The 21,978-nt window shown below is 68.3% G+C and carries 23 protein-coding genes and 1 pseudogene; 18 read left to right on the top strand and 6 right to left on the bottom strand.

Annotation, left to right across the window (positions count from 1 at the left end):
* Positions 1-193 precede the first annotated feature (193 nt).
* The 14 genes and pseudogenes from DEW08_RS04960 (at position 194) to DEW08_RS04900 (ending at position 14,036) form a co-directional block, all read left to right on the top strand.
* Complete coding sequence (locus DEW08_RS04960; RefSeq protein WP_109324942.1) at positions 194-1,603, top strand: DUF3422 family protein; 1,410 nt, start codon at positions 194-196, stop codon at positions 1,601-1,603.
* A 569-nt stretch (positions 1,604-2,172) separates the two neighbouring features.
* A complete protein-coding gene (gene coxB, locus DEW08_RS04955) occupies positions 2,173-3,024 on the top strand; it encodes a cytochrome c oxidase subunit II (protein ID WP_109324941.1) in 852 nt (283 codons plus the stop codon).
* 121 nt (positions 3,025-3,145) lie between these two features.
* On the top strand, positions 3,146-4,753 hold the full coding sequence (ctaD, locus tag DEW08_RS04950; protein ID WP_109324939.1) for a cytochrome c oxidase subunit I: 1,608 nt from the start codon (positions 3,146-3,148) through the stop codon (positions 4,751-4,753).
* A 91-nt stretch (positions 4,754-4,844) separates the two neighbouring features.
* Positions 4,845-5,744 carry a heme o synthase gene (cyoE, locus tag DEW08_RS04945; RefSeq protein ID WP_109324937.1) on the top strand — a complete coding sequence of 300 codons (900 nt, stop codon included), beginning with the start codon at positions 4,845-4,847 and terminating at the stop codon, positions 5,742-5,744.
* Positions 5,741-5,875, top strand: coding sequence for a hypothetical protein (locus DEW08_RS33095; RefSeq protein WP_281262025.1), 135 nt, complete (start codon positions 5,741-5,743; stop codon positions 5,873-5,875). The genes cyoE and DEW08_RS33095 overlap by 4 nt, the downstream gene beginning before the upstream one ends.
* Positions 5,876-5,904: 29 nt before the next feature.
* The gene (locus DEW08_RS04940; protein WP_109324934.1) at positions 5,905-6,522 is read left to right on the top strand and encodes a cytochrome c oxidase assembly protein; all 618 of its coding nucleotides are present in this window, start codon (positions 5,905-5,907) and stop codon (positions 6,520-6,522) included.
* A gap of 22 nt (positions 6,523-6,544) precedes the next feature.
* A complete protein-coding gene (locus DEW08_RS04935; RefSeq protein WP_109324933.1) occupies positions 6,545-7,417 on the top strand; it encodes a cytochrome c oxidase subunit 3 in 873 nt (290 codons plus the stop codon).
* A 35-nt stretch (positions 7,418-7,452) separates the two neighbouring features.
* On the top strand, positions 7,453-7,833 hold the full coding sequence (locus DEW08_RS04930) for a DUF983 domain-containing protein (RefSeq protein WP_109324932.1): 381 nt from the start codon (positions 7,453-7,455) through the stop codon (positions 7,831-7,833).
* A 20-nt stretch (positions 7,834-7,853) separates the two neighbouring features.
* Positions 7,854-8,600, top strand: coding sequence for an SURF1 family protein (locus DEW08_RS04925; protein ID WP_109324929.1), 747 nt, complete (start codon positions 7,854-7,856; stop codon positions 8,598-8,600).
* Positions 8,597-10,089, top strand: a pseudogene (locus DEW08_RS04920) (carboxypeptidase M32). Before DEW08_RS04925 ends, DEW08_RS04920 begins: the two are co-directional and overlap by 4 nt.
* A 362-nt stretch (positions 10,090-10,451) precedes the next feature.
* Complete coding sequence (gene thrC, locus DEW08_RS04915; protein ID WP_109325283.1) at positions 10,452-11,861, top strand: threonine synthase; 1,410 nt, start codon at positions 10,452-10,454, stop codon at positions 11,859-11,861.
* A complete protein-coding gene (locus DEW08_RS04910) occupies positions 11,858-13,117 on the top strand; it encodes a M16 family metallopeptidase (RefSeq protein WP_109324927.1) in 1,260 nt (419 codons plus the stop codon). Before thrC ends, DEW08_RS04910 begins: the two co-directional genes overlap by 4 nt.
* Positions 13,118-13,129: 12 nt before the next feature.
* Positions 13,130-13,726: a GNAT family N-acetyltransferase gene (locus DEW08_RS04905; RefSeq protein ID WP_109324926.1), complete on the top strand. Its 597-nt coding sequence runs from the start codon at positions 13,130-13,132 to the stop codon at positions 13,724-13,726.
* 106 nt (positions 13,727-13,832) lie between these two features.
* Positions 13,833-14,036: a hypothetical protein gene (locus tag DEW08_RS04900; RefSeq protein ID WP_109324925.1), complete on the top strand. Its 204-nt coding sequence runs from the start codon at positions 13,833-13,835 to the stop codon at positions 14,034-14,036.
* 75 nt (positions 14,037-14,111) lie between these two features.
* On the opposite strand, the gene DEW08_RS04895 is transcribed toward DEW08_RS04900, so the two are convergent.
* Entirely contained in the window at positions 14,112-15,248 is a 1,137-nt protein-coding gene (locus DEW08_RS04895) for an alpha/beta hydrolase family protein (RefSeq protein ID WP_245985961.1), read from the bottom strand.
* A 223-nt stretch (positions 15,249-15,471) separates the two neighbouring features.
* On the opposite strand from DEW08_RS04895, the gene DEW08_RS04890 reads away from it, so the two are divergent.
* The gene (locus tag DEW08_RS04890; protein WP_109324923.1) at positions 15,472-15,942 is read left to right on the top strand and encodes a hypothetical protein; all 471 of its coding nucleotides are present in this window, start codon (positions 15,472-15,474) and stop codon (positions 15,940-15,942) included.
* 3 nt (positions 15,943-15,945) lie between these two features.
* Here the strand turns inward: DEW08_RS04890 and DEW08_RS04885 are convergent, their stop codons facing one another.
* Complete coding sequence (locus DEW08_RS04885) at positions 15,946-16,533, bottom strand: GNAT family N-acetyltransferase (protein WP_109324922.1); 588 nt, start codon at positions 16,531-16,533, stop codon at positions 15,946-15,948.
* Positions 16,534-16,836: 303 nt separating this feature from the next.
* Here DEW08_RS04885 and DEW08_RS31035 point away from each other — a divergent pair, with 303 nt between their 5' ends.
* Complete coding sequence (locus DEW08_RS31035; RefSeq protein ID WP_168220267.1) at positions 16,837-17,001, top strand: hypothetical protein; 165 nt, start codon at positions 16,837-16,839, stop codon at positions 16,999-17,001.
* A 153-nt stretch (positions 17,002-17,154) separates the two neighbouring features.
* Here the strand turns inward: DEW08_RS31035 and DEW08_RS04880 are convergent, their stop codons facing one another.
* Entirely contained in the window at positions 17,155-18,501 is a 1,347-nt protein-coding gene (locus DEW08_RS04880; protein WP_109324921.1) for a globin-coupled sensor protein, read from the bottom strand.
* Between DEW08_RS04880 and DEW08_RS30605 the strand changes: the two genes are divergently transcribed.
* On the top strand, positions 18,470-18,736 hold the full coding sequence (locus DEW08_RS30605) for a hypothetical protein (protein ID WP_146214633.1): 267 nt from the start codon (positions 18,470-18,472) through the stop codon (positions 18,734-18,736). The two genes, DEW08_RS04880 and DEW08_RS30605, sit on opposite strands and share 32 nt — an antisense overlap.
* 25 nt (positions 18,737-18,761) lie before the next feature.
* On the opposite strand, the gene rpoH is transcribed toward DEW08_RS30605, so the two are convergent.
* Positions 18,762-19,655, bottom strand: a complete 894-nt coding sequence (gene rpoH, locus DEW08_RS04875) for an RNA polymerase sigma factor RpoH (RefSeq protein ID WP_109324919.1) — start codon at positions 19,653-19,655, stop codon at positions 18,762-18,764.
* Between the two features lie 603 nt (positions 19,656-20,258).
* Between rpoH and DEW08_RS04870 the strand changes: the two genes are divergently transcribed.
* Entirely contained in the window at positions 20,259-20,780 is a 522-nt protein-coding gene (locus DEW08_RS04870; RefSeq protein ID WP_109324918.1) for a GNAT family N-acetyltransferase, read from the top strand.
* 242 nt (positions 20,781-21,022) lie between these two features.
* Here DEW08_RS04870 and DEW08_RS04865 read toward each other — a convergent pair whose 3' ends face one another.
* The gene (locus tag DEW08_RS04865) at positions 21,023-21,433 is read right to left on the bottom strand and encodes a Ros/MucR family transcriptional regulator (RefSeq protein ID WP_109324917.1); all 411 of its coding nucleotides are present in this window, start codon (positions 21,431-21,433) and stop codon (positions 21,023-21,025) included.
* Positions 21,434-21,462: 29 nt separating this feature from the next.
* A complete protein-coding gene (locus tag DEW08_RS04860; RefSeq protein WP_109324916.1) occupies positions 21,463-21,738 on the bottom strand; it encodes an HU family DNA-binding protein in 276 nt (91 codons plus the stop codon).
* Positions 21,739-21,978: the final 240 nt, after the last annotated feature.

Genomic DNA, 21,978 nt, shown 5'->3' with positions numbered 1-21,978 from the left:
TCGTGTCCCGGCCGAACCTGTCTCGGCCGATCGTATCAGGGCGCCGGCCCAAGCGCGTCCTCGCGCGGACCGGGATGATGTGGTCTAACTGAAGGCGAATAATAGTGTGGCGACGGCGCCGCCATCCGGCAAGGCTTGCTGTCCATGGGAAAGCCACACGGGGGGCAACGGCACTTTGGCGGCGGGGGGCTGCATGGGTGGAATCGGGGCAGGCGACATCGGCACGACCGGAGGCATCGTCACCGGGGGAGGGGCGCGCGGCGACGGGGCCGCGGACCTCGCCGCGGCAAGCCCCGGCGCCACGCGGCGCGGCCTGACCGACCATGCGCTGCGCCTGACCCTGACCAACGAGGTGCACGCCCGCCCGCCGGAGCAGATCGTCTCGCCGGTGCGGGCGACCATGCTGGCCATGCTGTCGGGCGAGGGGGCGGGCGGCGCCGACCGCCGCCATCTGGAGGCGCTGTGCGACTGGGCCGGCGTTCCGCGGCCGGCCCAGGGCGCCACCCACTACAGCGGCTCCTTCGGCAGCTTCCGCCTGAAGTGGGAGCGCCATACCGAATTCTCGACCTGGACCGTCTTCCGGCCCAGCGCCATGCCGGCCGGGACGCTGGTCGACCCCTTCGTCGAGCCGGCGCTGAACGCCGTGCCGCGCGAATGGCTGTCCGGCCTGCCGGGCGAACTGATGGTCGGCGTCCATGTGGCGGTGCTGGCCGCCGATTCGCCGGAACCGTCGTCCAACATGATGGCCGCCATGTTCGGGTCGGAGACCTATGTCGGCTCCCGCCTCGCCGGGCGGGCCGCCACCGCCTGGACCGACTTCCGCATCCATGGCGACGGCTTCTCGCGCATCCTGATCGCCGACCACTCGATGACGCCCAACCAGACCGGGCGGATCGTGCAGCGGCTGCTGGAGATCGAGACCTACCGGGTCATGGCCCTGCTGGCCCTGCCGATGGCGCGCGGCGTGCTGCCCCGCATCGGCCCGATCGAGGCCGGGCTGGCCGACGTCACCACCCGCATCGCCACGCTGCGCGGCCTGCAGGACGAGCGCGACCTGCTCGACCGGCTGACCCTGCTGGCCGCCCAGACCGAGCAGATCGCCGCCGAGACCGCCTACCGCTTCGGCGCCGCCCGCGCCTATCACGAGCTGGTGGAGAAGCGCATCGAGGAGCTGCGCGAGATCCGGATCGAAGGGCTGCAGACGGTGCGCGAGTTCATGGACCGCCGCCTGACCCCGGCGATTCGCACCTGCGAGGCGGTGGAGATGCGGCTGAGCTCCCTGTCGCAGCGGGTGGCGCGCTCCAGCAACCTGCTGCGCACGCGGGTCGAGATCGCCGTCGAAGGCCAGAACGCCGAGCTTCTGCAGTCGATGGACCGCCGCGCCCAGCTCCAGCTCCGCCTGCAGGAGACGGTGGAGGGGCTGTCGGTGGTGGCGATCAGCTATTACCTCGTCGGGATCGTCGGCTATGCCGCCAAGGGCTTGAAGGGGCTCGGCCTGAAGGCGGATCCCGACCTGATCGTCGGGCTGATGATCCCCATCGTCATCGCCTTCGTCTGGTCCGGCGTCCGGCGGATCCGCAAGGTCCTGACCAGCGACCACTGAGGCCGTCTCCCGCCTCTCCCGATTCGGCCGTCCCCGGCGCCCTCCGGGGGAGGAGCGGGGCCGCCTTCGTCCTGTCCCTGCCGATCCGGCGCGGCCGCATGATCCGGATCGCCCCGCCGGCCGTTCCCGTCGCAGGCCGACACCGCAGGCTTGGCTTTGCGGCAATGGTCATATGCGTAACTGATAGTTTCCTCAGCGAACGGACTGCGACAAGCTGTCGCATGGATCAACCCTTTGAAAGGCTCAACCTTTATTCGCTGAAGGGGCGAACAAATCGGCGTCCGAACGGCTCTGCCCAAGGTGCCCGGATCGGGCGTGGGCGGGGGAGAGGAAAGGCTTGTATCCGAGTGTGGTGAAGGGATAATCTCCGGCCGCGGGAAAATGTCGCACCTGAAATGGCGCGAACCGTGCAAAGGCGGAGAACTCCAAGGGCCGGATTTCGCTGCGGAGGCTGATCGTCTCGTATCGAGACCATAACGACACGAATGATTATGCGCCGATGCGGGATCGGTGAAAAGAGACGACCGCGGCCCCGAAGCCAATGTCGCGGCAAAAATGAAGGGGTGGGGATGAAGAGGCTGACTTCTTACGCCGCCGGTCTGGCGGCCATCGCTTCACTGACCGGTCTGTGCGGCACCGCCGCGGCGAACGAGCCCCGCCCCTGGGAGATGGGGTTTCAGCCGGCCGCTTCACCGGTCAAGCACCTGATGGATTCCTTCCACGACCTGCTGACCGTGATCATCGTCGGCATCGTCCTGCTGGTGCTGGCGCTGCTGGTGATCGTGGCCATGCGCTTCAACGCCAGGGCCAATCCGGTTCCCTCCCGCACCTCGCACAACACGCTGCTCGAGGTGGCCTGGACCGTCCTGCCGGTGGTCATCCTGATCGTCGTCGCGGTGCCGTCCTTCAAGCTGCTCTACGCGGCGGAGCGGGTGCCCCAGGCCGACCTGACGATCAAGGTCACCGGCCGCCAGTGGTACTGGGATTACGAGTATCCCGACCATGGCAACATCGCCTTTTCCAGCTACATGATCCAGGACGCGGACCTGAAACCCGGCCAGCGCCGCCTGCTGGAGGTCGACAACCGCGTCGTCATCCCGGTGAACGCGACCGTCCGGATCCTGGTCACCGCGGGCGACGTGATCCACTCCTGGGCGATCCCCTCCTTCGGCGTGAAGAAGGACGGCGTGCCCGGCCGCATCAACGAGACCTGGTTCAAGGCGGAGCGCGAGGGCGTCTATTACGGCCAGTGCTCGGAAATCTGCGGCACGAACCACGCCTTCATGCCGATCGCGGTGGAGGTGGTCTCGCGGGAGGCGTTCGACGCCTGGGTCGCCAGGAACAAGACGGCGATGGCGCCGCCGGCCACCCCGCGCGACGTGGCGGAACTGGCTTCGGCCGCATCGCCGGCGCGCCGCTGACCGCGGCGCCGGGGCAGGGAGCGCCTTCAAAGCGACGGACGGAAAAACGAAACCCGCCGCGCCAGGGGAACCCGGACAACGGGTCGGGCAGCGAAGGGCCGGAAAAAAGAGGGTTAGAGACATGGCAAACGCCACTCCGGGGCAGGCCCACGGGCACGATCACGGGCATGACCATCACGTGCCGGGATTCGTGCAGCGCTGGTTCTATTCGACCAACCACAAGGACATCGGCACGCTCTACCTGATCTTCTCGGTCGTCGCCGGGCTGATCGGCGGCCTGTTCTCGGTGATCATGCGGGCGGAGCTGCAGAGCCCCGGCCTGCAGTTCGTCGGCGACGGGCAGATGTGGAACGTGCTGATCACCGCCCACGGCCTGATCATGGTGTTCTTCGTGGTCATGCCGGCGCTGATCGGCGGCTTCGGCAACTGGTTCGTGCCGCTGATGATCGGGGCGCCCGACATGGCCTTCCCGCGCATGAACAACATCAGCTTCTGGCTGATCGTGCCGGCCTTCCTGCTGCTGCTGGGCTCGGCCTTCGTCGGCACCGGCGCCGGCACGGGCTGGACGATCTACCCGCCGCTTTCCTCGCCGCTCGGCCACAGCGGGCCGTCGGTCGACATGGCGATCTTCGCCCTGCACCTGGCCGGCGCCTCCTCGATCCTGGGGGCCGTGAACTTCATCACCACCATCTTCAACATGCGCGCGCCCGGCATGACGCTGCACAAGATGCCGCTGTTCGTCTGGGCGATGCTGGTGACCGCCTTCCTGCTGCTTCTGGCGGTGCCGGTTCTGGGCGGCGCCATCACCATGCTGCTGACCGACCGCAACTTCGGCACCACCTTCTTCAACCCGGAGGGCGGCGGCGACCCGCTGCTGTTCCAGCACCTGTTCTGGTTCTTCGGCCACCCCGAAGTCTACATCATGATCCTGCCGGCCTTCGGCATCATCAGCCACATCGTGTCGACCTTCTCGAAGAAGCCGGTGTTCGGCTATCTCGGCATGGCCTACGCGATGGTCGCCATCGGCGTGGTCGGCTTCGTCGTGTGGGCGCACCACATGTACACGGTCGGCCTCGACGTGAACACCAAGGCCTACTTCACCGCGGCGACGATGATCATCGCGGTGCCGACCGGCATCAAGATCTTCTCCTGGATCGCCACCATGTGGGGCGGCTCCATCGAGTTCAAGGTGCCGATGCTCTGGGCGATCGGCTTCATCTTCCTGTTCACCATCGGCGGCGTGACCGGCGTGGTGCTGGCCAACGGCGGCCTCGACAACGTCCTGCACGACACCTACTACGTCGTCGCCCACTTCCACTACGTGCTGTCGCTGGGGGCGGTGTTCTCGATCTTCGCCGGCTTCTACTACTGGATCGGCAAGATGTCGGGGCGCCAGTATCCGGAGTTCTGGGGCAAGGTCCATTTCTGGATGACCTTCGTCGGCGTCAACCTCGCCTTCTTCCCGCAGCATTTCCTCGGCCTGTCGGGCATGCCGCGCCGCATCCCGGACTATCCCGACGCCTATGCCGGGTGGAACATGGTTTCCTCCCTCGGCGCCTACATCTCCTTCGCCTCCACCCTGCTGTTCGTCTGGATCGCCTGGCGGACGCTGACCAGCGGCGAGAAGGTGGAGGCGGCCTACTGGGGCCCGCATGCCGGGACGCTGGAATGGACGGTCAGCTCGCCGCCCCCCTTCCACGCCTTTGAGACTCTGCCGCGGGTGAAGTAACAAGGCGCTCCGCCGCGGCCGGGCCGGGTCCGTCCCGACCCCGGCCCGCGGCGGAGAACCGGACGTGACGACAGGAGGAGGGGAAGCGACGATGACGGACCTGACACTGGACCGGGTCCCGGGAGCTTCGGTCGGCGACTATCTGGAACTGCTGAAGCCGCGGGTCATGTCGCTGGTGGTGTTCACCGGCCTCGCCGGCCTGGTGCTGGCGCCGGGCCACCTGCATCCGCTGCTCGCGGGTGTCGCCGTGCTGTGCATCGCGGTGGGCGCCGGGGCGTCGGGGGCGATCAACATGTGGTACGACCGCGACATCGACGCGGTGATGGCGCGCACGGCGAAGCGGCCGATCCCCTCCGGCCGCGTCGGCGCGGAGGAGGCGCTGGGCTTCGGCGTCGTGCTGTCCGCCGCCTCCACGCTGTTGATGGGGCTGGCGGTCAACTGGACGGCGGCGGCGCTGCTGGCGCTGACCATCGGCTTCTACGTCTTCGTCTACACGATGTGGCTGAAGCGGCGCACGCCGCAGAACATCGTGATCGGCGGGGCGGCCGGCGCCTTCCCGCCGATGATCGGCTGGGCGGCGGTCACCGGCTCGGTCGACCTGCCGTCGATCCTGCTGTTTTTGCTGATCTTCCTGTGGACGCCGCCGCATTTCTGGGCGCTCGCCCTGTTCCGCAACGGCGACTACACCCGCGCCGGCGTGCCGATGATGCCGGTGGTGGCGGGGCCGGAGGCGACGAAGCGGCAGATGCTGCTCTACACGCTGCTGCTGCTGCCGGTGGCGGCCGCCCCGGCCTTCGTCGGGATCGCCGGCCCGGCCTATCTCGCCGGCTCCACCCTGCTCGGGCTGATGTTCGTCGGCTGTGCGCTGCGCGTCCTGCGCGCCACCGACGACCGCCCGGCCAAGCGGATGTTCGGCTTCTCGATCCTGTATCTCTTCCTGCTGTTCGCCCTGCTGGTCGGCGAGCGGCTGATCAGCGGAGGTGGGGCATGACGGCGATGGACGACAACGAACGCGAACGGCTGCGCCGCCTGCGCGGCCGCAACCTGGCGGTGCTCTTCGCGCTGCTGGCCCTGGTGGCGCTGTTCTACGGCATCACCGTCGTGCGGATGAGCGGCGGCTGAGCCGCCCGGTCCAGGGAGGGATCATCGGGATGAACGACCAGACCCGTCGCCGGAACAGGATCGTCCTCGTCTCCCTCCTCGGGATCGTGGCCGGGATGGTCGGGCTGGCCTATGCCTCGGTGCCGCTCTATTCGCTGTTCTGCCGGGTCACCGGCTTCGGCGGCACCACCCAGCGGGCGGAGGCGGCGCCCGGCCGCGTGCTCGACCGCAAGGTCACGGTCCGCTTCAACGCCGACGTCAACGGCGGCCTTTCCTGGGGCTTCCGGCCCGAGCAGAGGGAGGTGACGCTGAAGCTGGGCGAGATGGGCTTCGCCGCCTACCAGGCGGAGAACAGGGGCTCCCGCCCCACCGTCGGCACGGCGGTCTTCAACGTCACGCCCGACAAGGCGGGGGCGTACTTCAACAAGATCCAGTGTTTCTGCTTTACCGAGCAGGTCCTGCAGCCGGGGCAGTCGGTGGACATGCCGGTCGCCTTCTTCGTCGATCCGGCGATGAACGACGATCCGAACATGGAGGACGTCACCACCATCACCCTGTCCTACACCTTCTTCCGCGCCAAGGACAGCGACGCCGTCCTGGCGCAGCAGCAGGCGGCGCAGCAGGCGAACGATCAAAAGGCGGCACCGAAGACGACCGCGACGAACTAACGACATGTGGGGTTGAGAGACGATGGCCGACATCACGCACGGGAACCTTGCGCATCACGAGCCATCCGGCCACGCGCCGGTCGAGGGGATTCCGCATCCCTACCATCTGCTGAGGCCCAGCCCCTGGCCGCTGCTCGGCGCCTTCGCCGGCGGCCTGCTGGCGACCGGGATGGTCGTCTACATGCACGACGGCGGAGCCTTCCTGCTGGTCCTCGGCCTGCTCGCCGTCCTCGGCGTCATGTTCGGCTGGTGGCGCGACATCATCCGCGAGGCGGTGGTGGAGAAGGCGCACACCCCGGTGGTGAAGATCGGCCTGCGCTACGGCATGGCCCTGTTCATCGCGTCGGAGGTGATGTTCTTCGCCGCCTTCTTCTGGGCCTTCTTCGACGCCTCGCTGTTCCCCAAGGTGTCGCCGGCCAACCCGGACGGCGTCTGGCCGCCGCCTTCGATCGCGACGATCGACCCGTTCCACATGCCGCTGATGATGACGCTGATCCTGCTGCTGTCGGGCGTCACCGTCACCTGGGCGCACCACGAGATCATCGAGGGCAACAACCGGCAGGCCGCCAAGGCGCTGGGCATCACCGTCCTGCTCGGCGCGATGTTCACCTTCTTCCAGGGCTACGAGTACGCCCATGCCGAGTTCAAGTTCACCGACGGCATCTATCCCTCGACCTTCTACATGGCGACCGGCTTCCACGGCTTCCATGTGCTGGTCGGCACCATCTTCCTGGCGGTCTGCTGGATCCGCACCCTGAAGGGCCACTTCACCCCGCGCAGCCATTTCGGCTTCGAGGCGGCGGCCTGGTACTGGCACTTCGTCGACGTGGTGTGGCTGTTCCTGTTCGTGTCCGTCTACTGGTGGGGCGGCATGGGCGGCACGCCCGGCCACTGAGCGGCCGCCGCGGAACAGGCAGCAGGGGACATGGTTTGACCGAAACCCATTACCCTCGTGTTTCCCCCTTCACCGCGGGCCTGCGCTGCGCTTGCCCGCGCTGCGGCCGGGGGAAGCTGTTCCGCGGCTTCCTCACCGTGGCGGACCGCTGCGCGGTCTGCGGACTGGACCTCGCCCGGCAGGACAGCGGCGACGGGCCGGCCGTGTTCCTGATCTTCATCCTGGGCTTCCTGGTGGTGCCCGTGGCACTCTGGGTGTCGATGACCGTCAACTGGCCGCTGTGGCTTCACACGATCGTCTGGAGCGTCGTCGTGCTGGGCCTGACGCTCGGCATGCTGCGGCCGGCCAAGGCCTACGTGGTCGCGCTCCAGTACCGTTACCGCCGCAGCGACCTCGAAGAGGGGCCGAAGGCCTGAGCGGCCTTCGTCCGACCGCCATGGCCTCCTTCCGCCCGACCCTGCGCGCCACCTTCATCACCATTCCGGCCGTCCTCACCATGCTGGGGCTCGGCACCTGGCAGCTCCATCGCCTGGGCTGGAAGGCGGAACTGATCGAGCGGGTGGAGCAGCGGGCGGCTGCGGCCCCCGTCCCGCTGCCGGCGACGCTCGACGACCCGGCGGAGTGGGAGTTCCGCCAGGTCACCGTCTCCGGCCGCTTCCTGCACGACAAGGAACTCCTCCTCCTCGCCCGCCCGCACCAGGGGCAGGCCGGTTACGAGGTGGTGACCCCGCTGCGGCGGGACGACGGCGCCGTCCTGCTGGTCAACCGCGGCTTCGTTCCGATGGACCGCCGCGCCGCCGTCAGCCGTGCACAGGGACAGGGGAGCGGGCCGGTGACGATCCGCGGCACCGTCCGCCTGCCGCCGCCGTCCGGCCTGTTCCAGCCCGACAACAGCCCCGGCGCCGACGTCTGGCGCCGCCTCGATCCGCCCGCCATGGCGGCCGCCGTCGGGCTGCCCGCCGTGCCGCCGCTGGTGGTGGAGGCGCTGCCCGGCCAGAGCCCCGGCGGGCTGCCGGCCGGCATCGCGCCGCGGGTCGAGCTGCCCAACAACCACCTGCACTATGCGCTGACCTGGTATGGCCTTGCGGTCACGCTGATCGCGGTCTACGTCCTCTCGCAACGGCGGTCCGGCGCGGCGCCGGACGGCAGGAACGGCCACCACAAGGACGGGCAAACCGTATGACCGCTTACCAGGACCTCGAAAAGCGCTTCGCCCGCATCGCCGCGATCGGCGACGCGCTGGGCATCCTCGGCTGGGACACCCAGACCATGATGCCGGCCGGCTCCAACGACAGCCGGGGCGAGCAGACCGCCACCCTGTCGGTCCTGGCGCATGAGCTGATCACCGACCCGCGCGTCGGCGACTGGCTGGCCGAGGCGGAGGCCGACGGCACCCTCGACCTCTGGCAGCGCGCCAACCTGCGCGAGATGCGCAGCCGCCATCTCCACGCCACCGCCGTGCCCGTGGAACTGGTGGAGGCGACCAGCAAGGCGATCACCTCCTGCGAGATGCTGTGGCGCAAGGCGCGGGCCGAGAGCGACTTCGCCATGCTGCTGCCGTCGCTGGCCGAGGTGCTGCGGCTGGTGCGCGAGGGGCGGAGGCCAAGGGGGCGGCCATGGGCATCTCGCCCTACGACGCCCTGCTGGACGAGCATGATCCCGGCGCCCGGGCCAGCCGCATCGACGGGCTGTTCGACGAGCTGGCCGGCTTCCTGCCCGATCTGATCGGCCGCGTGCTCGACCGTCAGGCGTCGCAGCCGCAGCCCCTGAGGCCCGAGGGGCCGTTCCCGGTCGAGACCCAGCGCGCCCTCGGCGAGCGGCTGATGCGGCAGGCCGGCTTCGACTTCGAGCGCGGGCGCCTCGACGTCTCGCTGCATCCCTTCTGCGGCGGCGCCAACGACGACGTGCGCATCACCACCCGCTACGACGAGTCCGACTTCACCTCCGCCCTGATGGGGGTGATGCACGAGACCGGCCATGCGCTCTACGAGCAGGGGCGCCCGCGCGACTGGTTGCGCCAGCCGGTGGGGCAGGCGCGCGGCATGGCGGTCCATGAGAGCCAGTCCCTGCTGATCGAGATGCAGGCCTGCCGCTCCGCCGAGTTCCTCTCCTACCTCGCCCCGCTGGTCCGCGAGGCCTTCGGCGGCAGCGGCCCGGCCTGGGAGGCCGACAATGTCCGCCGCCTCTACAGCCGGGTGGAGCGCGGCTTCATCCGGGTCGACGCCGACGAGGTGACCTATCCCGCCCACGTCATCCTGCGCTACCGGCTGGAGCGGGCGATGATCGCCGGCGACCTCGCGCTGGCCGACCTGCCGGGCGCCTGGAACGACGGCATGAAGGAGCTTCTGGGGGTGGTGCCGCCCGACGACCGCCGCGGCTGCCTGCAGGACATCCACTGGCCGGGCGGCGGCTGGGGCTATTTCCCCAGCTACACCCTGGGGGCCATGACCGCCGCCCAGCTCTTCGACGCCGCCTGCCGCGCCGAACCGGGCATCCGTCCGGCGCTCGCCCGGGGCGACTTCGCGCCGCTGGTCGGCTGGCTGCGCAGCGCCGTCCACGGCCAGGGGTGCCTGCCGGCCTCCGGTGACGAGCTGCTGACCAAGGCCACCGGCCGGCCGCTCGACAGCGCGGTCTTCCGCCGCCATCTGGAGACGCGCTACCTCGCCGTTTGACCGCGTTCTTGCTCCGTACCGCGCGCCTGCTATCCTCGGGGCGGCATCCGGCGGGCGGCCGTCCGGCCATTGTGCCGGGGATGCACAATGACCGTGTACGGTCGATCGCGGCAACCGGTTGAAATGGAAGGAGAAGGCGGCATCTGTCGAATTGTGCGCCGGATGATCACCGCACAATGCGCCTGATCCCGCCACTTCCGCCACTTCCGCCACGTCCGCCGGTTCGGCCGCCGGTTCGGTCGCCCGGCGGCCTGCGCATACCGTCCCCTCCCGTGGGCCGGGAGCGGCAAGCCCCTGCAAGGCTTGCGTGGATTGGGGGTCCTCGCTAACTATGACCGCCTAAATCTCGCGGAGTGTCTGTGGTGCAGTACGTCAGCACGCGGGGCGCGGCCCCGGTCCTTGGGTTCGAAGACGTTCTTCTGGCCGGTCTGGCCCGCGACGGCGGGCTCTATGTGCCGAAGAGCTGGCCGCGCTTCACCGAGGACGACATCCGCGCCATGCGCGGGCTGCCCTACAGCGAGGTCGCCGTCCGCGTCATGCTGCCCTTCCTCGGCGGCGCCATCGCCGAGGACGAGTTCCGCGCCATCGTCAAGGACGCCTACGCCACCTTCGACCATGCCGCCGTGACCCCGCTGGTCCAGCTCGACCAGCGCAACTGGGTGCTGGAACTGTTCCAGGGGCCGACCCTCGCCTTCAAGGACGTGGCGCTGCAGCTTCTCGGCCGCCTGTTCGACCATGTGCTGGCCAAGCGCGGGCAGCGCGTGACCATCGTCGGCGCCACCTCCGGCGACACCGGCTCCGCCGCCATCGAAGCCTGCCGCGACCGCGCCAACATCGACATCTTCATCCTGCATCCGAAGGGCCGGACCTCCGAAGTGCAGCGCCGGCAGATGACCAGCGTGCTGTCCTCCAACGTCCACAACATCGCGCTGGCCGGCACCTTCGACGATTGCCAGGACCTCGTGAAGGCGATGTTCAACGACACGGATTTCCGTGACCGGATGGGGCTGTCGGCGGTCAACTCGATCAACTGGGCCCGCATCATGGCCCAGATCGTCTATTACTTCGTCGCCGCCGTGGCGCTCGGCGCGCCGGACCGCAAGGTCGCCTTCACCGTGCCGACCGGCAATTTCGGCAACGTCTATGCCGGCTATGGCGCCCGCGCCATGGGGCTGCCGATCGAGACGCTGGTGGTGGGCTCCAACTCCAACGACATCCTGGCGCGCTTCTTCGCCAGCGGGGCGATGACCGCGGCGCCGGTGGTGCCGACCATCAGCCCCAGCATGGACATCCAGATCTCCTCCAACTTCGAGCGGCTGCTGTTCGACCTGCTGGACCGCGACGGCGCCGCCGTGACCGCGGCGCTCAACCGCTTCCGGGCGGAGGGCCGGTTCGAGGTGACGCAGGCCCAGCTCGACCGGGCGCTGGCGATCTTCGCCGGCAACCGCGTGGACGAGGACGCGACGCTCGCCACCGTCAAGGCGGTGTGGGAGGAGAGCGGCTATCTGCTCGACCCGCACACGGCGGTCGGCGTGGCGTCGGCCCGCGGCATCGCCACCGACCCGACGGTCCCGATGGTCGTCCTGGCCACCGCCCACCCTGCCAAGTTCCCCGACGCGGTGGAGAAGGCGACCGGCCGCCGGCCGGCCCTGCCGCCGCGGCTCGCCGACCTCTACGAGCGGGAGGAGCGCCTGTCCGACCTGCCGAACGATCTGGCCGCGGTCCAGGAGTTCGTCGCCGCCCGTGCCCGTGCCGCCCGGGAGGCGGCATGAGTTCCGTGCGTGTGACCACGCTGCCGAACGGCCTGCGCGTCGCCACCGACAGCATGCCGGACGTGCAGTCGGTTTCGCTCGGCTGTTGGGTGGGCGTCGGGACCCGGAACGAGACGGCGGAGGTCAACGGCGTCGCCCATCTCGTCGAGCATATGCTCTTCAAGGGGACCGAGCGGCGCAGCGCCTTCCGCATCTCCGAGGAGATCGAGAATGTCGGCGGCCAGCTCAACGCCTACACGACGCGGGAGCAGACCGCCTATTACGCCAAGGTCCTGCACGAGGATACGGCGCTGGCGGTCGACCTGATCGCCGACATGCTGCAGAACTCGGCGCTGGACGAGGAGGAGCTGGGGCGCGAGCGCGCCGTCGTCCTGCAGGAGATCGGCCAGTCGGTCGACACCCCCGACGACATCATCTTCGACCATTTCCAGGCCACCGCCTATCCGAACCAGGCCATCGGGCGGCCGGTGCTCGGATCGGCGGAGATCGTCGGGGCGCTGCCGCGCTCGGCGCTGATCGACTACATCCACGGCAATTACGGCGGTCCCAGCCTGGTGCTGGCGGCGGCCGGCCGGATCGAGCACGACCGGATGGTGGAGCTTGCGGAGAAGGCCTTCTCAGGCCTGTCCGACCGCCCGGCCGGGCCGGTGGAGCCGGCGCGCTATGCCGGCGGCGACTATCGCGAGATCCGGGACCTGGAGCAGCTTCACCTCGTGCTCGGCTTCGACGGGGTCGGGGTCCATGACCCGGACTTCTACGCCCACTCCGTCCTGTCCACCCTGCTGGGCGGCGGCATGTCCTCCCGCCTCTTCCAGGAGGTGCGGGAGAAGCGCGGGCTCGTCTACTCCATCTACACCTTCACCGGCGGCTATGGCGACGGCGGCCTGTTCGGCGTCTATGCCGGCACCGGCGAGGAGGAGGCGACGGAGCTGTTGCCGGTGGTCTGCGACGAGATCGTCAAGGTCGGCGCGACCGTGACGGAGGAGGAGGTCGCCCGTGCCCGCGCCCAGCTCAAGGCCGGGACGCTGATGTCGCTGGAAAGCAGCATGTCCCGCTGCGAGCAGCTCGGCCAGCAGTTGCTGATCTACGATCGTCCGGTTCCCGTCGAGGAGATCGTGCGCAAGATCGACGCCGTCGACCGCGCCGCCGTCGTCGCCGCCGCCGAGCGGCTGCGGGCCAGCCGGCCGACCGTCGCCGCCATCGGCCCCGTCGGGCGGCTGGAGGATTATGACCGCATTGCCGCACGTCTGTCCTGAGGCCGGTTGCCGATGATCCGTCTGCTGGGCAGTGGCCTGATCGGTCCGCCGGCCGTCCGACTGGACGGTCCCACCTGCTATATCCGCCCGCCGCTCCCGCGCGACTGGCGGGAATGGGCGGACCTGCGGTCGGTGTCGCGCGGCTTCCTGACGCCGTGGGAGCCGACCTGGCCGGCCGATGCCCTGACCCGGACGGCCTTCGGCCGCCGGCTGCGGCGGCAGGCCCAGGAATGGCGGGACGATCTCGGCTACAGCTTCCTCGTCTTCGAGCGGGAGACCGACGCGCTGGTCGGCGGCCTCGGCCTGACCAACGTCCGGCGCGGCGTGGCCCAGATGGGGACGCTCGGCTACTGGGTCGGGCAGCCCCATGCCCGGCGCGGCTTCATCTCCGGCGCGACGCGGCTGGTGCTGGAGTTCGCCTTCGGCCAGCTCGGCCTGCATCGGGTGGAGGCCGCCTGCCTGCCGACCAACGAGCCGAGCCGCGGCCTGCTGGAAAAGGTCGGCTTCACCCACGAAGGCTATGCGCGGGGCTATCTGCGCATCGACGGGGTGTGGCGGGACCATGTGCTCTACGCCATCCTGCGCGAGGAATGGCAGAGCCAGCGCTGACCCGGGCCCTCTCTTTTTCGCGACCGGTCCGCGACCGTCCGCTTAACCAGCGGTTAACCGGCCCAGGGCATTCTTCGGAAAGATCGAATGCCAATCCGGTGATATCATGTCTCAGAAGCCGACCTGGACGAAAGAAAACGCCCATCACTACGCCGTCGAGCTGGCCGGCCGGCGGGTGGACCTGCAGTACGAGCAGTCGGGGTTCCAGAGCGGCTGGGCGGTCTATGCCGGGGACCGGCTGATCGAGCGCTGCGCCGAACTGATGCAGGCCCGCGGCCTCGCCCTCCGGCTGGCCACCGCCGGCGCCTGATCCGCCGCTAGATCCCTCAAGGCTGCGGCCTTGCGTCCCGACCCGGACGCAAGGCCGTTTTGCTGTGCGCCCGGGTCAGTTGACCAGGCGCAGGACGGTATCCAGCCGGCCCTTGCCGCCCTTGTCCAGCCAGGTGGCCGTCATCCGGCCGTCCGGCCGCAGGCGGTAGCGCAGGACGTTGCGGCCGTTCTCGTCGAAGACCAGCTCGCCGTTCTCGATGCGGCCCTTGCGGCGGACCCGCTCGAACTTCTGCTCAGGGTCGACGCCGGGGCCGAGGACATAGTCGGCGGTGATGCTGTCGCCGTCCGTACCGTCCACCGCCAGCGCGACCTCGCGGCCGTTGATGTAGGTGCCGTACCACAGCCCGACGAAGGGGCGGATCATGGAGGTCGCCTGCGACCCGCCGGCCGAGGCGCTGCCGGGAAGGGCGGCCTGCAGCAGCTCGTTGCTCGGCGTGCGGCCCCAGCTCTCGTCGCAGGGCGGATCGCCGGCGCGCGGCGGCGCCTCGGCGAAGCGGACGATGCAGCCGGCGAAGCGGCGGACGAACAGGCCGGTGTTGGCCGCGCCATGGCCGACGAGCTGGGCCGGCTGGTCGACCACGAGATGGTCGAGCCCGCGGGCGGCGAGGATGCCGCGCGCCGGCTCCCCCCGCCCGCCCGGATCGAAGTCGTCGCCGTGGAAGAAGAACAGCATGACCCGGGCGCTGCGGACGTTGCGCAGGATCGGCCAGAGCTGCCCGGCGTTCTCCCGGTAGCTGTCGTAGGCTTCGGTGAAGTTGCCGTAGGCGGCGGGGGCGGTGCCGACGACGGCATCCACCCGATCGGTCTGGCCGGCCGCCATCAGCGAGATGAAGGCCCCGAAGGACTGCCCGGTCAGAACGACCTGCCGGTACCCCCTGGTCTTCAGGCTGTCGCTGTAGCCGGCCAGCGCCCGCGAGCTGTTGGGCAGCGTGTCGCTCGCCCGCATGCGGTCGACCCGGAAGACGTCCCACCCGGCCTCCCGGAAAGTCCGCATGTAGAGCGGCGTCGGCGCTTCGGAGTCCTCGCTGTCGACCGAGCGGCCGTGGTTCCAGATCACCGCTCCATGAGCCTTGAGCGGCCCCAGGAGGGTGTTCTCGCCATAGGCCGGCCGCAGGGTGATCTGGGCCGTCGCGGGCATGCTGGCGAAGACCAGGGCAGCCGCCAGCACCGCGGCGAGACGCCCGAGCTTCAAGTTCTTGAGAGTGAGGAGCCGAATAGTCCGCATCGCCCGTCCAGACCCCGTGGGTGGGAATAGGGCCAGCATTCGGCCAGTGGGTTAACGCGAACTTTCCGGCCCGGCGCGGTGTCGGAGCGGACGCATTTTGTCACAGGGCTCGCTACGCGAATGAGAATGACTCGCAAATCGGAACGGACGGCGCTAGGATGCCGCCGTTGCCAACCAAGGAGCGTTCAGCATGTGCAGCACGGTGGGAGAGGGGCGCCCTTCGCCCTGGACGGTGATGGACCTGACGACGGCCGAGCGTGCGATGCTGACCGGGGTGCGCCAGTGGTTCCGCGCCGGAACCGCGGGGGCGATGGCCGCGATGCGGACCGGGCTGAACGTGGCCGGCGTACCGAACACGGCACTCCTGCCCCTGTTCGCCCTGCTCGGCACCTTTGCCGTGACGAGCGCGCTCCGGCCCGAGGTCCGCTGCCCGACCTGCGCCAAGGTCAGTGCGGACGAGGCTGCCTTGCTCGACGCCCTGGCTGCCATGCAGGCGGGGGAGGCGGACACGGCGGCGCAGATCCTCGACCGCTGGCTGCCGACGCTGGCGCTCTGCATGGCCACCGACGCCATGCGGGAACTGTCGGCGATCCTCGATTCCGCCTGCATCCGGCTGCCGCGTCGCCGCCCGGCCCGCATCGTGGCGCTGGCGGCCGAATAGCGCTCATTCCGCAGCCAGGCGGGACGGGGCGGTGCCGAGCATCTTGTGCAGCAGCCACTGGTCGATCGGCACGCGCACCAGGACGCCGTCCGGGGTGCGATAGCTGTATTGCCCGCTTTCCGTCCCGCAGGCCTCATAGCCGAGCCGCTCGTAGAAGGGCAGCACCCGGCCGTTGTCGCGGTCGACGCCCAGTTCCGTGTGGCGGAAGCCACGGGCGACCGCCACCCGCTCGGCTGCAGTGACCAGCCGCGCCCCGAGGCCCTGGCCGCGAAACGGTTCGAACACCCGCAAGGCCCACAGCGTGGCGCGCCCCTGATGCCGCTTGCGCGCGAAGTCGACACAGACCTGTCCGGCCGGGAAGCCGCTCACCTCCGCCACCAGCATGGCACCGGCCCCGCTTTGCTGCATACCATAGGCGTGGGCGATGATCCCGCGATGCGGCGTGTGCAGGCCGAACCATTCCAGACGCGGCAGATCATCGGCCGAGGCCGTCCGGATCGTCACCGGCAGAACGATGGTGCCGCGGTCGAGACTGCCGCCCGCCGGCGTGTCGATATGGTCAATCTGCCTGTTCGCTGCCACGCCCGCCATTCCGGCGTCCTCCGCCCGGTCACTGCCCAGCAAGTCAACGATACCGGATGGCAGCCGTTCCCCACCGCCGCGATCGGTTGGCAAACGAATGGAACACCGTGAATTCGACCGTATGCGAACAGAGATATTCAAATATTCACACCGCCTGTCAGAGAATAAGGTGTCCTCTGCCCGCTTCGTTGATTGACAGTATAGAGGCTTCTTGATAAGTGTCTGATCGAATGTCGCAAGGAAAATGCGCCTTTTGGATTGGAAAGTTGTTTTTCTAAAATTCTCCCTAAATATTCAAGGAAGGGTCGGAGCATGATGCGAGTGGTGAATCTGGGACGGACCGGTCTGTTCGTCGTGATCAAGGGCGGATCGCTCGCCAGCCTTGGTGGCCATTCCTACTGGCGGTCGCTGGACGATGTGTGGCGGGCGGCGCGGGCTGCCGATGTGAAGGTCAGCGATCTGGTGGTGCGGACCTGATATCGGCAGCGGTCGGCGCTGGGTTTGACGCACGGCGGCTGCTTACGATGATTGCACCCTTGCATGAGGTGTGGACGGTGACCGTGGACAGCAGAAGGGGCGGGCCCGCAGGACCCGCCCCTTGGCGTTTTCGGCCGTCCTGCAACCTCGCGATCAGCCGGCCCGGACCCGTGCCAGGAAACGGTCGACCTCCGCCCGCAGGGTCTGCGACTGGCGGTTCAGCTCGGTCGTCGCTTCAAGCATGTTGCGCGCCTCGTTCCCGGCCTCGGCGGCGGAGCTGTTGACCTGCACGATCGTCTCGCTGACCTCCCGGGTGCCGATCGACGCCTGCTGGACATTGCGGGCGATTTCGGTGGTGGCGGCTCCCTGCTCCTCCATGGCGCTGGCGATGGAGGTGGAGATATCGTTGATGCGGGCGATGGTGCCGGAGATCGAGCGGATCGCTCCCACCGCCTCCTGGGTCGCGCCCTGGACGGCGCCGATCTGCGCGTTGATCTCCTCGGTCGCCTTGGCGGTCTGGTTGGCGAGACTCTTGACCTCCGACGCCACCACGGCGAAGCCCTTGCCGGCTTCGCCTGCGCGTGCCGCCTCGATCGTTGCGTTCAAGGCCAGCAGGTTGGTCTGGCTGGCGATGTCGTGGATCAGCTTGACCACCTGCCCGATGCGGCTGGCGGCATCGGCAAGACCCTGGACGGTGGCGTTGGTGCGCTCCGCCTCCGACATGGCCTCGCTGGCGATGGCGGCGGACTGGCTGACCTGATGGCTGATCTCGCCGATCGAGGCCGTCAGCTCCTCGGCGGCGGCGGCCACGGTCTGGATGTTGACCGAGGCCTCTTCGGCGGCGGCGGCGACGACGGTGGACTGTGTGCTGGTCTCCTCGGCCATGCGGCTCATGTTCTGGGCGGTGCCCTGCAACTGCTGGGCGGCGCTCGCGACGGCCTGCACGACCCCCTTCACCTCCATCTCGAAGCTGTCGGCGGTGCTGCCCAGTTCGCGCGAGATGATGGCCGCGGTGTTGAGGTCGACATAGACCGAGGTCGCCAGGTCCATGTCGAGGAACACCGCCTTGTTGATCGCCTGCAGCAGTTGGGCGAGCCGTTCCGGCTTCTTGCGGTAGACCTGGGCGGCGAGCTCCACCAGCTTGTTCATGGTGAAGCAGTAGGCGCCCATGTACCAGCGCGGTTCCAATCCGATTCGCTGGTGCGCCTGGCCGATCTTCAGCACCTGCGCCATGTAGGAGTCGTCGAAGGTGCCGGTGAAGACGTTGCGCAGCCAGTGCTGCTTCTGCATGTCGCGGGCGTGCTGCACCGTGCTGGGGCTGGCCAGCAGGTGGGAGACCTGCGGCACGGTGCGGAGATAGCTGTAGAACTCCTCCAGGATCTGATCGATCCGCTGCGCCAGATAAGGCTGGAACTCGCGCAGGACCGCCTTGGTGGTCTCGTCGATGCGCAGGAAGGTGATGCGGTCGATGATCGACTGGGTTTGGGCGGCGTTCAACATGGAGCTGCTTTCTCCTCTAGCGAAGGGAGCAGCGTACAAAAGTCATATGGCGAAGGCCAGCGCTGCTACCGTGGCGCACATAATGCTCAAGCTACTCAATCCGGTAAGCGGCCACTTTGTCGCAGTTGATCCTCTGGACGCACAATTGATTTCGATCAATCGGCACGAAAAAAACCGGCGGCGCTTTGAAAGCGTCCGCCGGAGACCAGTCAGGACAGGGATGGAGGCACTCTGACGGGCGCCCGGGCCCGGCAGCAGTGTCAGGCGGTCGCGTGGTGCGCCGTCGGACGGCGGAGCGCCTGGGCCGCGCTGAGCACGGCCTTCTGCAGCTTCTCGAACGCGCGGACTTCGATCTGCCGGACCCGCTCCCGCGAGACGGAGAACTGCTGGCTGAGCGCCTCCAGCGTCGAGGGATCGTCCTTCAGGCGGCGCTCGAACAGGATGCGGCGCTCGCGGTCGTCGAGCCGTTCGAGCGCCTGTCCGACCAGCCGGCGGCGCAGGGCCAACTCGTCGGCCTCCGCCAGCATGGCGTCCTGGGTCGGGCGCTCATCGGCCAGCAACTCCAGCCAGTTGGTCTCGCCGTCGGCCGACAGGGTGGCGTCGAGCGAGCTGTCATTGGAGGACAGGCGGCGGTTCATCTCCACCACCTCGGTCTCCGGCACGTCCAGTTCGGTGGCGATGGCGGTGACGGTTTCGGGGGAGAGGTCGCCCTGCTCCAGTTCCTCCATCTGGCTCTTGAGGCGGCGCAGGTTGAAGAACAGCTTCTTCTGGGCGGCGGTGGTGCCCATCTTCACCAGCGACCAGCTGTGCAGGATGTATTCCTGGATGGCGGCGCGGATCCACCAGGTGGCGTAAGTGGCGAAGCGGAAGCCGCGGTCGGGATCGAATTTCTGCGCGGCCTGCATCAGCCCCACATTGCCTTCCGCCACCAGATCGACCAGCGGCAGGCCATATCCGCCGAAGCCGCGGGCGATCTTGATGACGAGGCGGAGGTGGCTGCCGACCAGGCGCTCCAGCGCCCCGGCGTCCCCCTTGTCACGCCAGGCGACGGCCAGGGTGCGCTCCGCTTCCGGTGCGAGGATCGGGAAGCGCTTGGACTCCTCGACGTATCGGGTCAAGCTTGCATTCTCGCCGGTCAGAAGTTTCTTGAGCACGCTTCTTGCCTCCTCTCGAACGCCAGGCCAAGGCGGCAGGATCCCGTGACGGACACCGAAACGATGTCCTTCATCTGCTTGATTATTGTGTCGGGATTAAGGTTGCCGCAGTCATCCGGGGCGCGGTTCCAGTCGTTCCTGCGGGAAACGCCCTTCAGACAATGATAATTTGACCGGTCGATCCAGGGGGATCAAGCCCGTAAACGGACTGCCAGCAGTGTTTTTTCGGCGTATATCCTGCCCGGTCTGCCGTCTGCGGCGTGCAGGCGGTCGGCAGTTCTTACTATCACCGTTGCGAAAAGGCCGACAGACCTTTGTCGGGGGACTAGCCGCCCCCCGCCTTTCCGCAGGTGCCCGCGCTGCCGCTTCCGGCCGAAGCGCATCGTCCATTTTGCCGGGCGGCAGCCCGGACTGCGCGGAACAGCAGAGCCAGGAGTACGATCCCTAGATGGGCCCGGCTCGTCCGGCCGCCACCCGGACGATGGTCATAGGCGGGCGGGGGGCGATGCCCCCCATGCGCGACCCGACGGACGGGGCCGCTGGCAGCCCTTTCGAGGCGCGTGTACCGTATCCTTCGCCATGGTCTGAAAGGGAAGCATCGAGATGCTGGTGCGGGACAGCCGTCCGGAAGATATGGAGGCCGCTCGGGCCATCTACGCCCATCATGTGCTGACCGGTCTGGCGTCCTTCGAGGAGACGCCTCCCGACCGCGCTGAACTCGTCCGTCGCCGGGAGGACGTGCTGGCTCGTGGCCTGCCGTATCTGGTGGCCGAACTGGACGGGCGGGTCGTCGGCTTCGCCTATGCCGGCCCCTACCGGCTGCGCAGCGCCTATCGCTTCGCGGTGGAGGACTCGATCTATGTCGATCCGGCCCTGGTGGGGCAGGGCGTCGGACGCGCGCTGCTGACGGCCCTGATCGACCGGACGACCGCGGCCGGGTTCCGTCAGATGATCGCGGTCATCGGTGACAGCGCCAACTCGGGATCCATCGCTCTGCATGGGCGCTGCGGCTTCCGGCAGGTCGGAGTGCTGCAGGCGGTGGGTTTCAAGTTCGGCCGCTGGGTCGACAGCATCCTCATGCAGCGCCCCCTCGGCGATGGAGATGCCTCGCTGCCGCCGGACTGATGATCGCGAGAAAAGAAAAGGGTCGCGCCATCGACGCGACCCGAGGAGTCTAGGGAGGAAACGCTCCAGGAGCGTATGACGAACAGCATATGCCGCATTGCACAAAAGGCATAGGGGCGTGTTGTCGCACATTCGCTGGCGTATGGGTTGTGGCACGCGAAAGGGCGCATCCGTGTGGATGCGCCCTTTCCGTGGTACGGCAGCGAACCTGTTCCGGAACCGTAAGACGGTAATCGGATCCGTCAGTCGGCGATCACGCGCTTGCGGCCAAGGCCGAGCTTGGTGGCCATCTCGGAGCGGGCCTTGGCGTAGTTGGGCGCGACCATCGGGTATTCGGCCGGCAGGCCCCACTTGGCGCGGTATTCGTCCGGAGACAGGTCGTAGACGGTCTTCAGATGCCGCTTGAGCATCTTCAGTTTCTTGCCGTCCTCCAGGCAGATGATGTAGTCCGGCGTCACCGACTTCTTGATCGGCACGGCCGGGACCAGCTCCACCTTGATGGGGGCGGCCTTCTCCTCGCCCAGATTGCGGAACGCGCTTTGCACGTTGTTGATCAGTGTCGGCAGTTCGTCGACGGAGATGGTGTTGTTGCCGACGAAGGCGGCGACCACCTTGGCCGTCAGTGACTGAAGTTCCGAGGACTCGATGCTCATGGCGACGTTCCGCTCCGGTCCGTTAGGGGTCAGCCGTTGACGGAGTCGCGCAGCTGCTTGGCGGGCTTGAACTTCGGCGCCTTGGATGCGGCGATCTTGACGACCTCGCCGGTGCGCGGGTTGCGACCCTCGCGGGCGGCGCGCTCGGCGACCTCGAAGATGCCGAAGCCGGCCAGACGCACGTCCTCGCCACGGCCCAGGGCGCCGGAGATCCCCTCGAACACCGCCTGTACGACCTTCGCCGCGTCGGCCTTCTTGATGCCGGCGGTGGTGGCGACGGTGTCGATGAGCTCAGCCTGATTCATGCAAAACTCCTTGGGCTCGGTTGGTTTCCGGTTTTCCGAGTTATTGGCAGAACGCCCCCTGTCGCACAAGAGCCAACGCGGCCGTGGCAATGGACGTTGTTTTCGATTGCCCCGGTTCGCGCCCCACCTGTGGCGGGAATGCATCAAGGGGAGCGCCGTCGCCGCATCGGCGGGACAGTGCGGCGGGCAGGACACACCAGGTTTTTTGGCGACTCGCAGGGGGGTACCCATCTTGACCGT

The organism is Azospirillum thermophilum, from assembly GCF_003130795.1.
GTDB classification, from domain to species: domain Bacteria; phylum Pseudomonadota; class Alphaproteobacteria; order Azospirillales; family Azospirillaceae; genus Azospirillum; species Azospirillum thermophilum.
The sequence above is the reverse complement of the archived record's forward strand: the minus strand, read 5'-3'. Positions and strand labels throughout refer to the sequence as shown.

Coding starts and splice junctions, on each gene's coding strand:
- DEW08_RS04960 (WP_109324942.1), top strand. CDS start 194: ATGGGTGGAATCGGGGCAGGCGACATCGGCACGACCGGAGGCATCGTC.
- coxB (WP_109324941.1), top strand. CDS start 2,173: ATGAAGAGGCTGACTTCTTACGCCGCCGGTCTGGCGGCCATCGCTTCA.
- ctaD (WP_109324939.1), top strand. CDS start 3,146: ATGGCAAACGCCACTCCGGGGCAGGCCCACGGGCACGATCACGGGCAT.
- cyoE (WP_109324937.1), top strand. CDS start 4,845: ATGACGGACCTGACACTGGACCGGGTCCCGGGAGCTTCGGTCGGCGAC.
- DEW08_RS33095 (WP_281262025.1), top strand. CDS start 5,741: ATGACGGCGATGGACGACAACGAACGCGAACGGCTGCGCCGCCTGCGC.
- DEW08_RS04940 (WP_109324934.1), top strand. CDS start 5,905: ATGAACGACCAGACCCGTCGCCGGAACAGGATCGTCCTCGTCTCCCTC.
- DEW08_RS04935 (WP_109324933.1), top strand. CDS start 6,545: ATGGCCGACATCACGCACGGGAACCTTGCGCATCACGAGCCATCCGGC.
- DEW08_RS04925 (WP_109324929.1), top strand. CDS start 7,854: ATGGCCTCCTTCCGCCCGACCCTGCGCGCCACCTTCATCACCATTCCG.
- DEW08_RS04910 (WP_109324927.1), top strand. CDS start 11,858: ATGAGTTCCGTGCGTGTGACCACGCTGCCGAACGGCCTGCGCGTCGCC.
- DEW08_RS04905 (WP_109324926.1), top strand. CDS start 13,130: ATGATCCGTCTGCTGGGCAGTGGCCTGATCGGTCCGCCGGCCGTCCGA.
- DEW08_RS04900 (WP_109324925.1), top strand. CDS start 13,833: ATGTCTCAGAAGCCGACCTGGACGAAAGAAAACGCCCATCACTACGCC.
- DEW08_RS04890 (WP_109324923.1), top strand. CDS start 15,472: ATGTGCAGCACGGTGGGAGAGGGGCGCCCTTCGCCCTGGACGGTGATG.
- DEW08_RS04885 (WP_109324922.1), bottom strand. CDS start 16,533: ATGGCGGGCGTGGCAGCGAACAGGCAGATTGACCATATCGACACGCCG.
- DEW08_RS31035 (WP_168220267.1), top strand. CDS start 16,837: ATGATGCGAGTGGTGAATCTGGGACGGACCGGTCTGTTCGTCGTGATC.
- DEW08_RS30605 (WP_146214633.1), top strand. CDS start 18,470: ATGATCGACTGGGTTTGGGCGGCGTTCAACATGGAGCTGCTTTCTCCT.
- DEW08_RS04880 (WP_109324921.1), bottom strand. CDS start 18,501: ATGTTGAACGCCGCCCAAACCCAGTCGATCATCGACCGCATCACCTTC.
- DEW08_RS04870 (WP_109324918.1), top strand. CDS start 20,259: ATGCTGGTGCGGGACAGCCGTCCGGAAGATATGGAGGCCGCTCGGGCC.
- DEW08_RS04865 (WP_109324917.1), bottom strand. CDS start 21,433: ATGAGCATCGAGTCCTCGGAACTTCAGTCACTGACGGCCAAGGTGGTC.
- DEW08_RS04860 (WP_109324916.1), bottom strand. CDS start 21,738: ATGAATCAGGCTGAGCTCATCGACACCGTCGCCACCACCGCCGGCATC.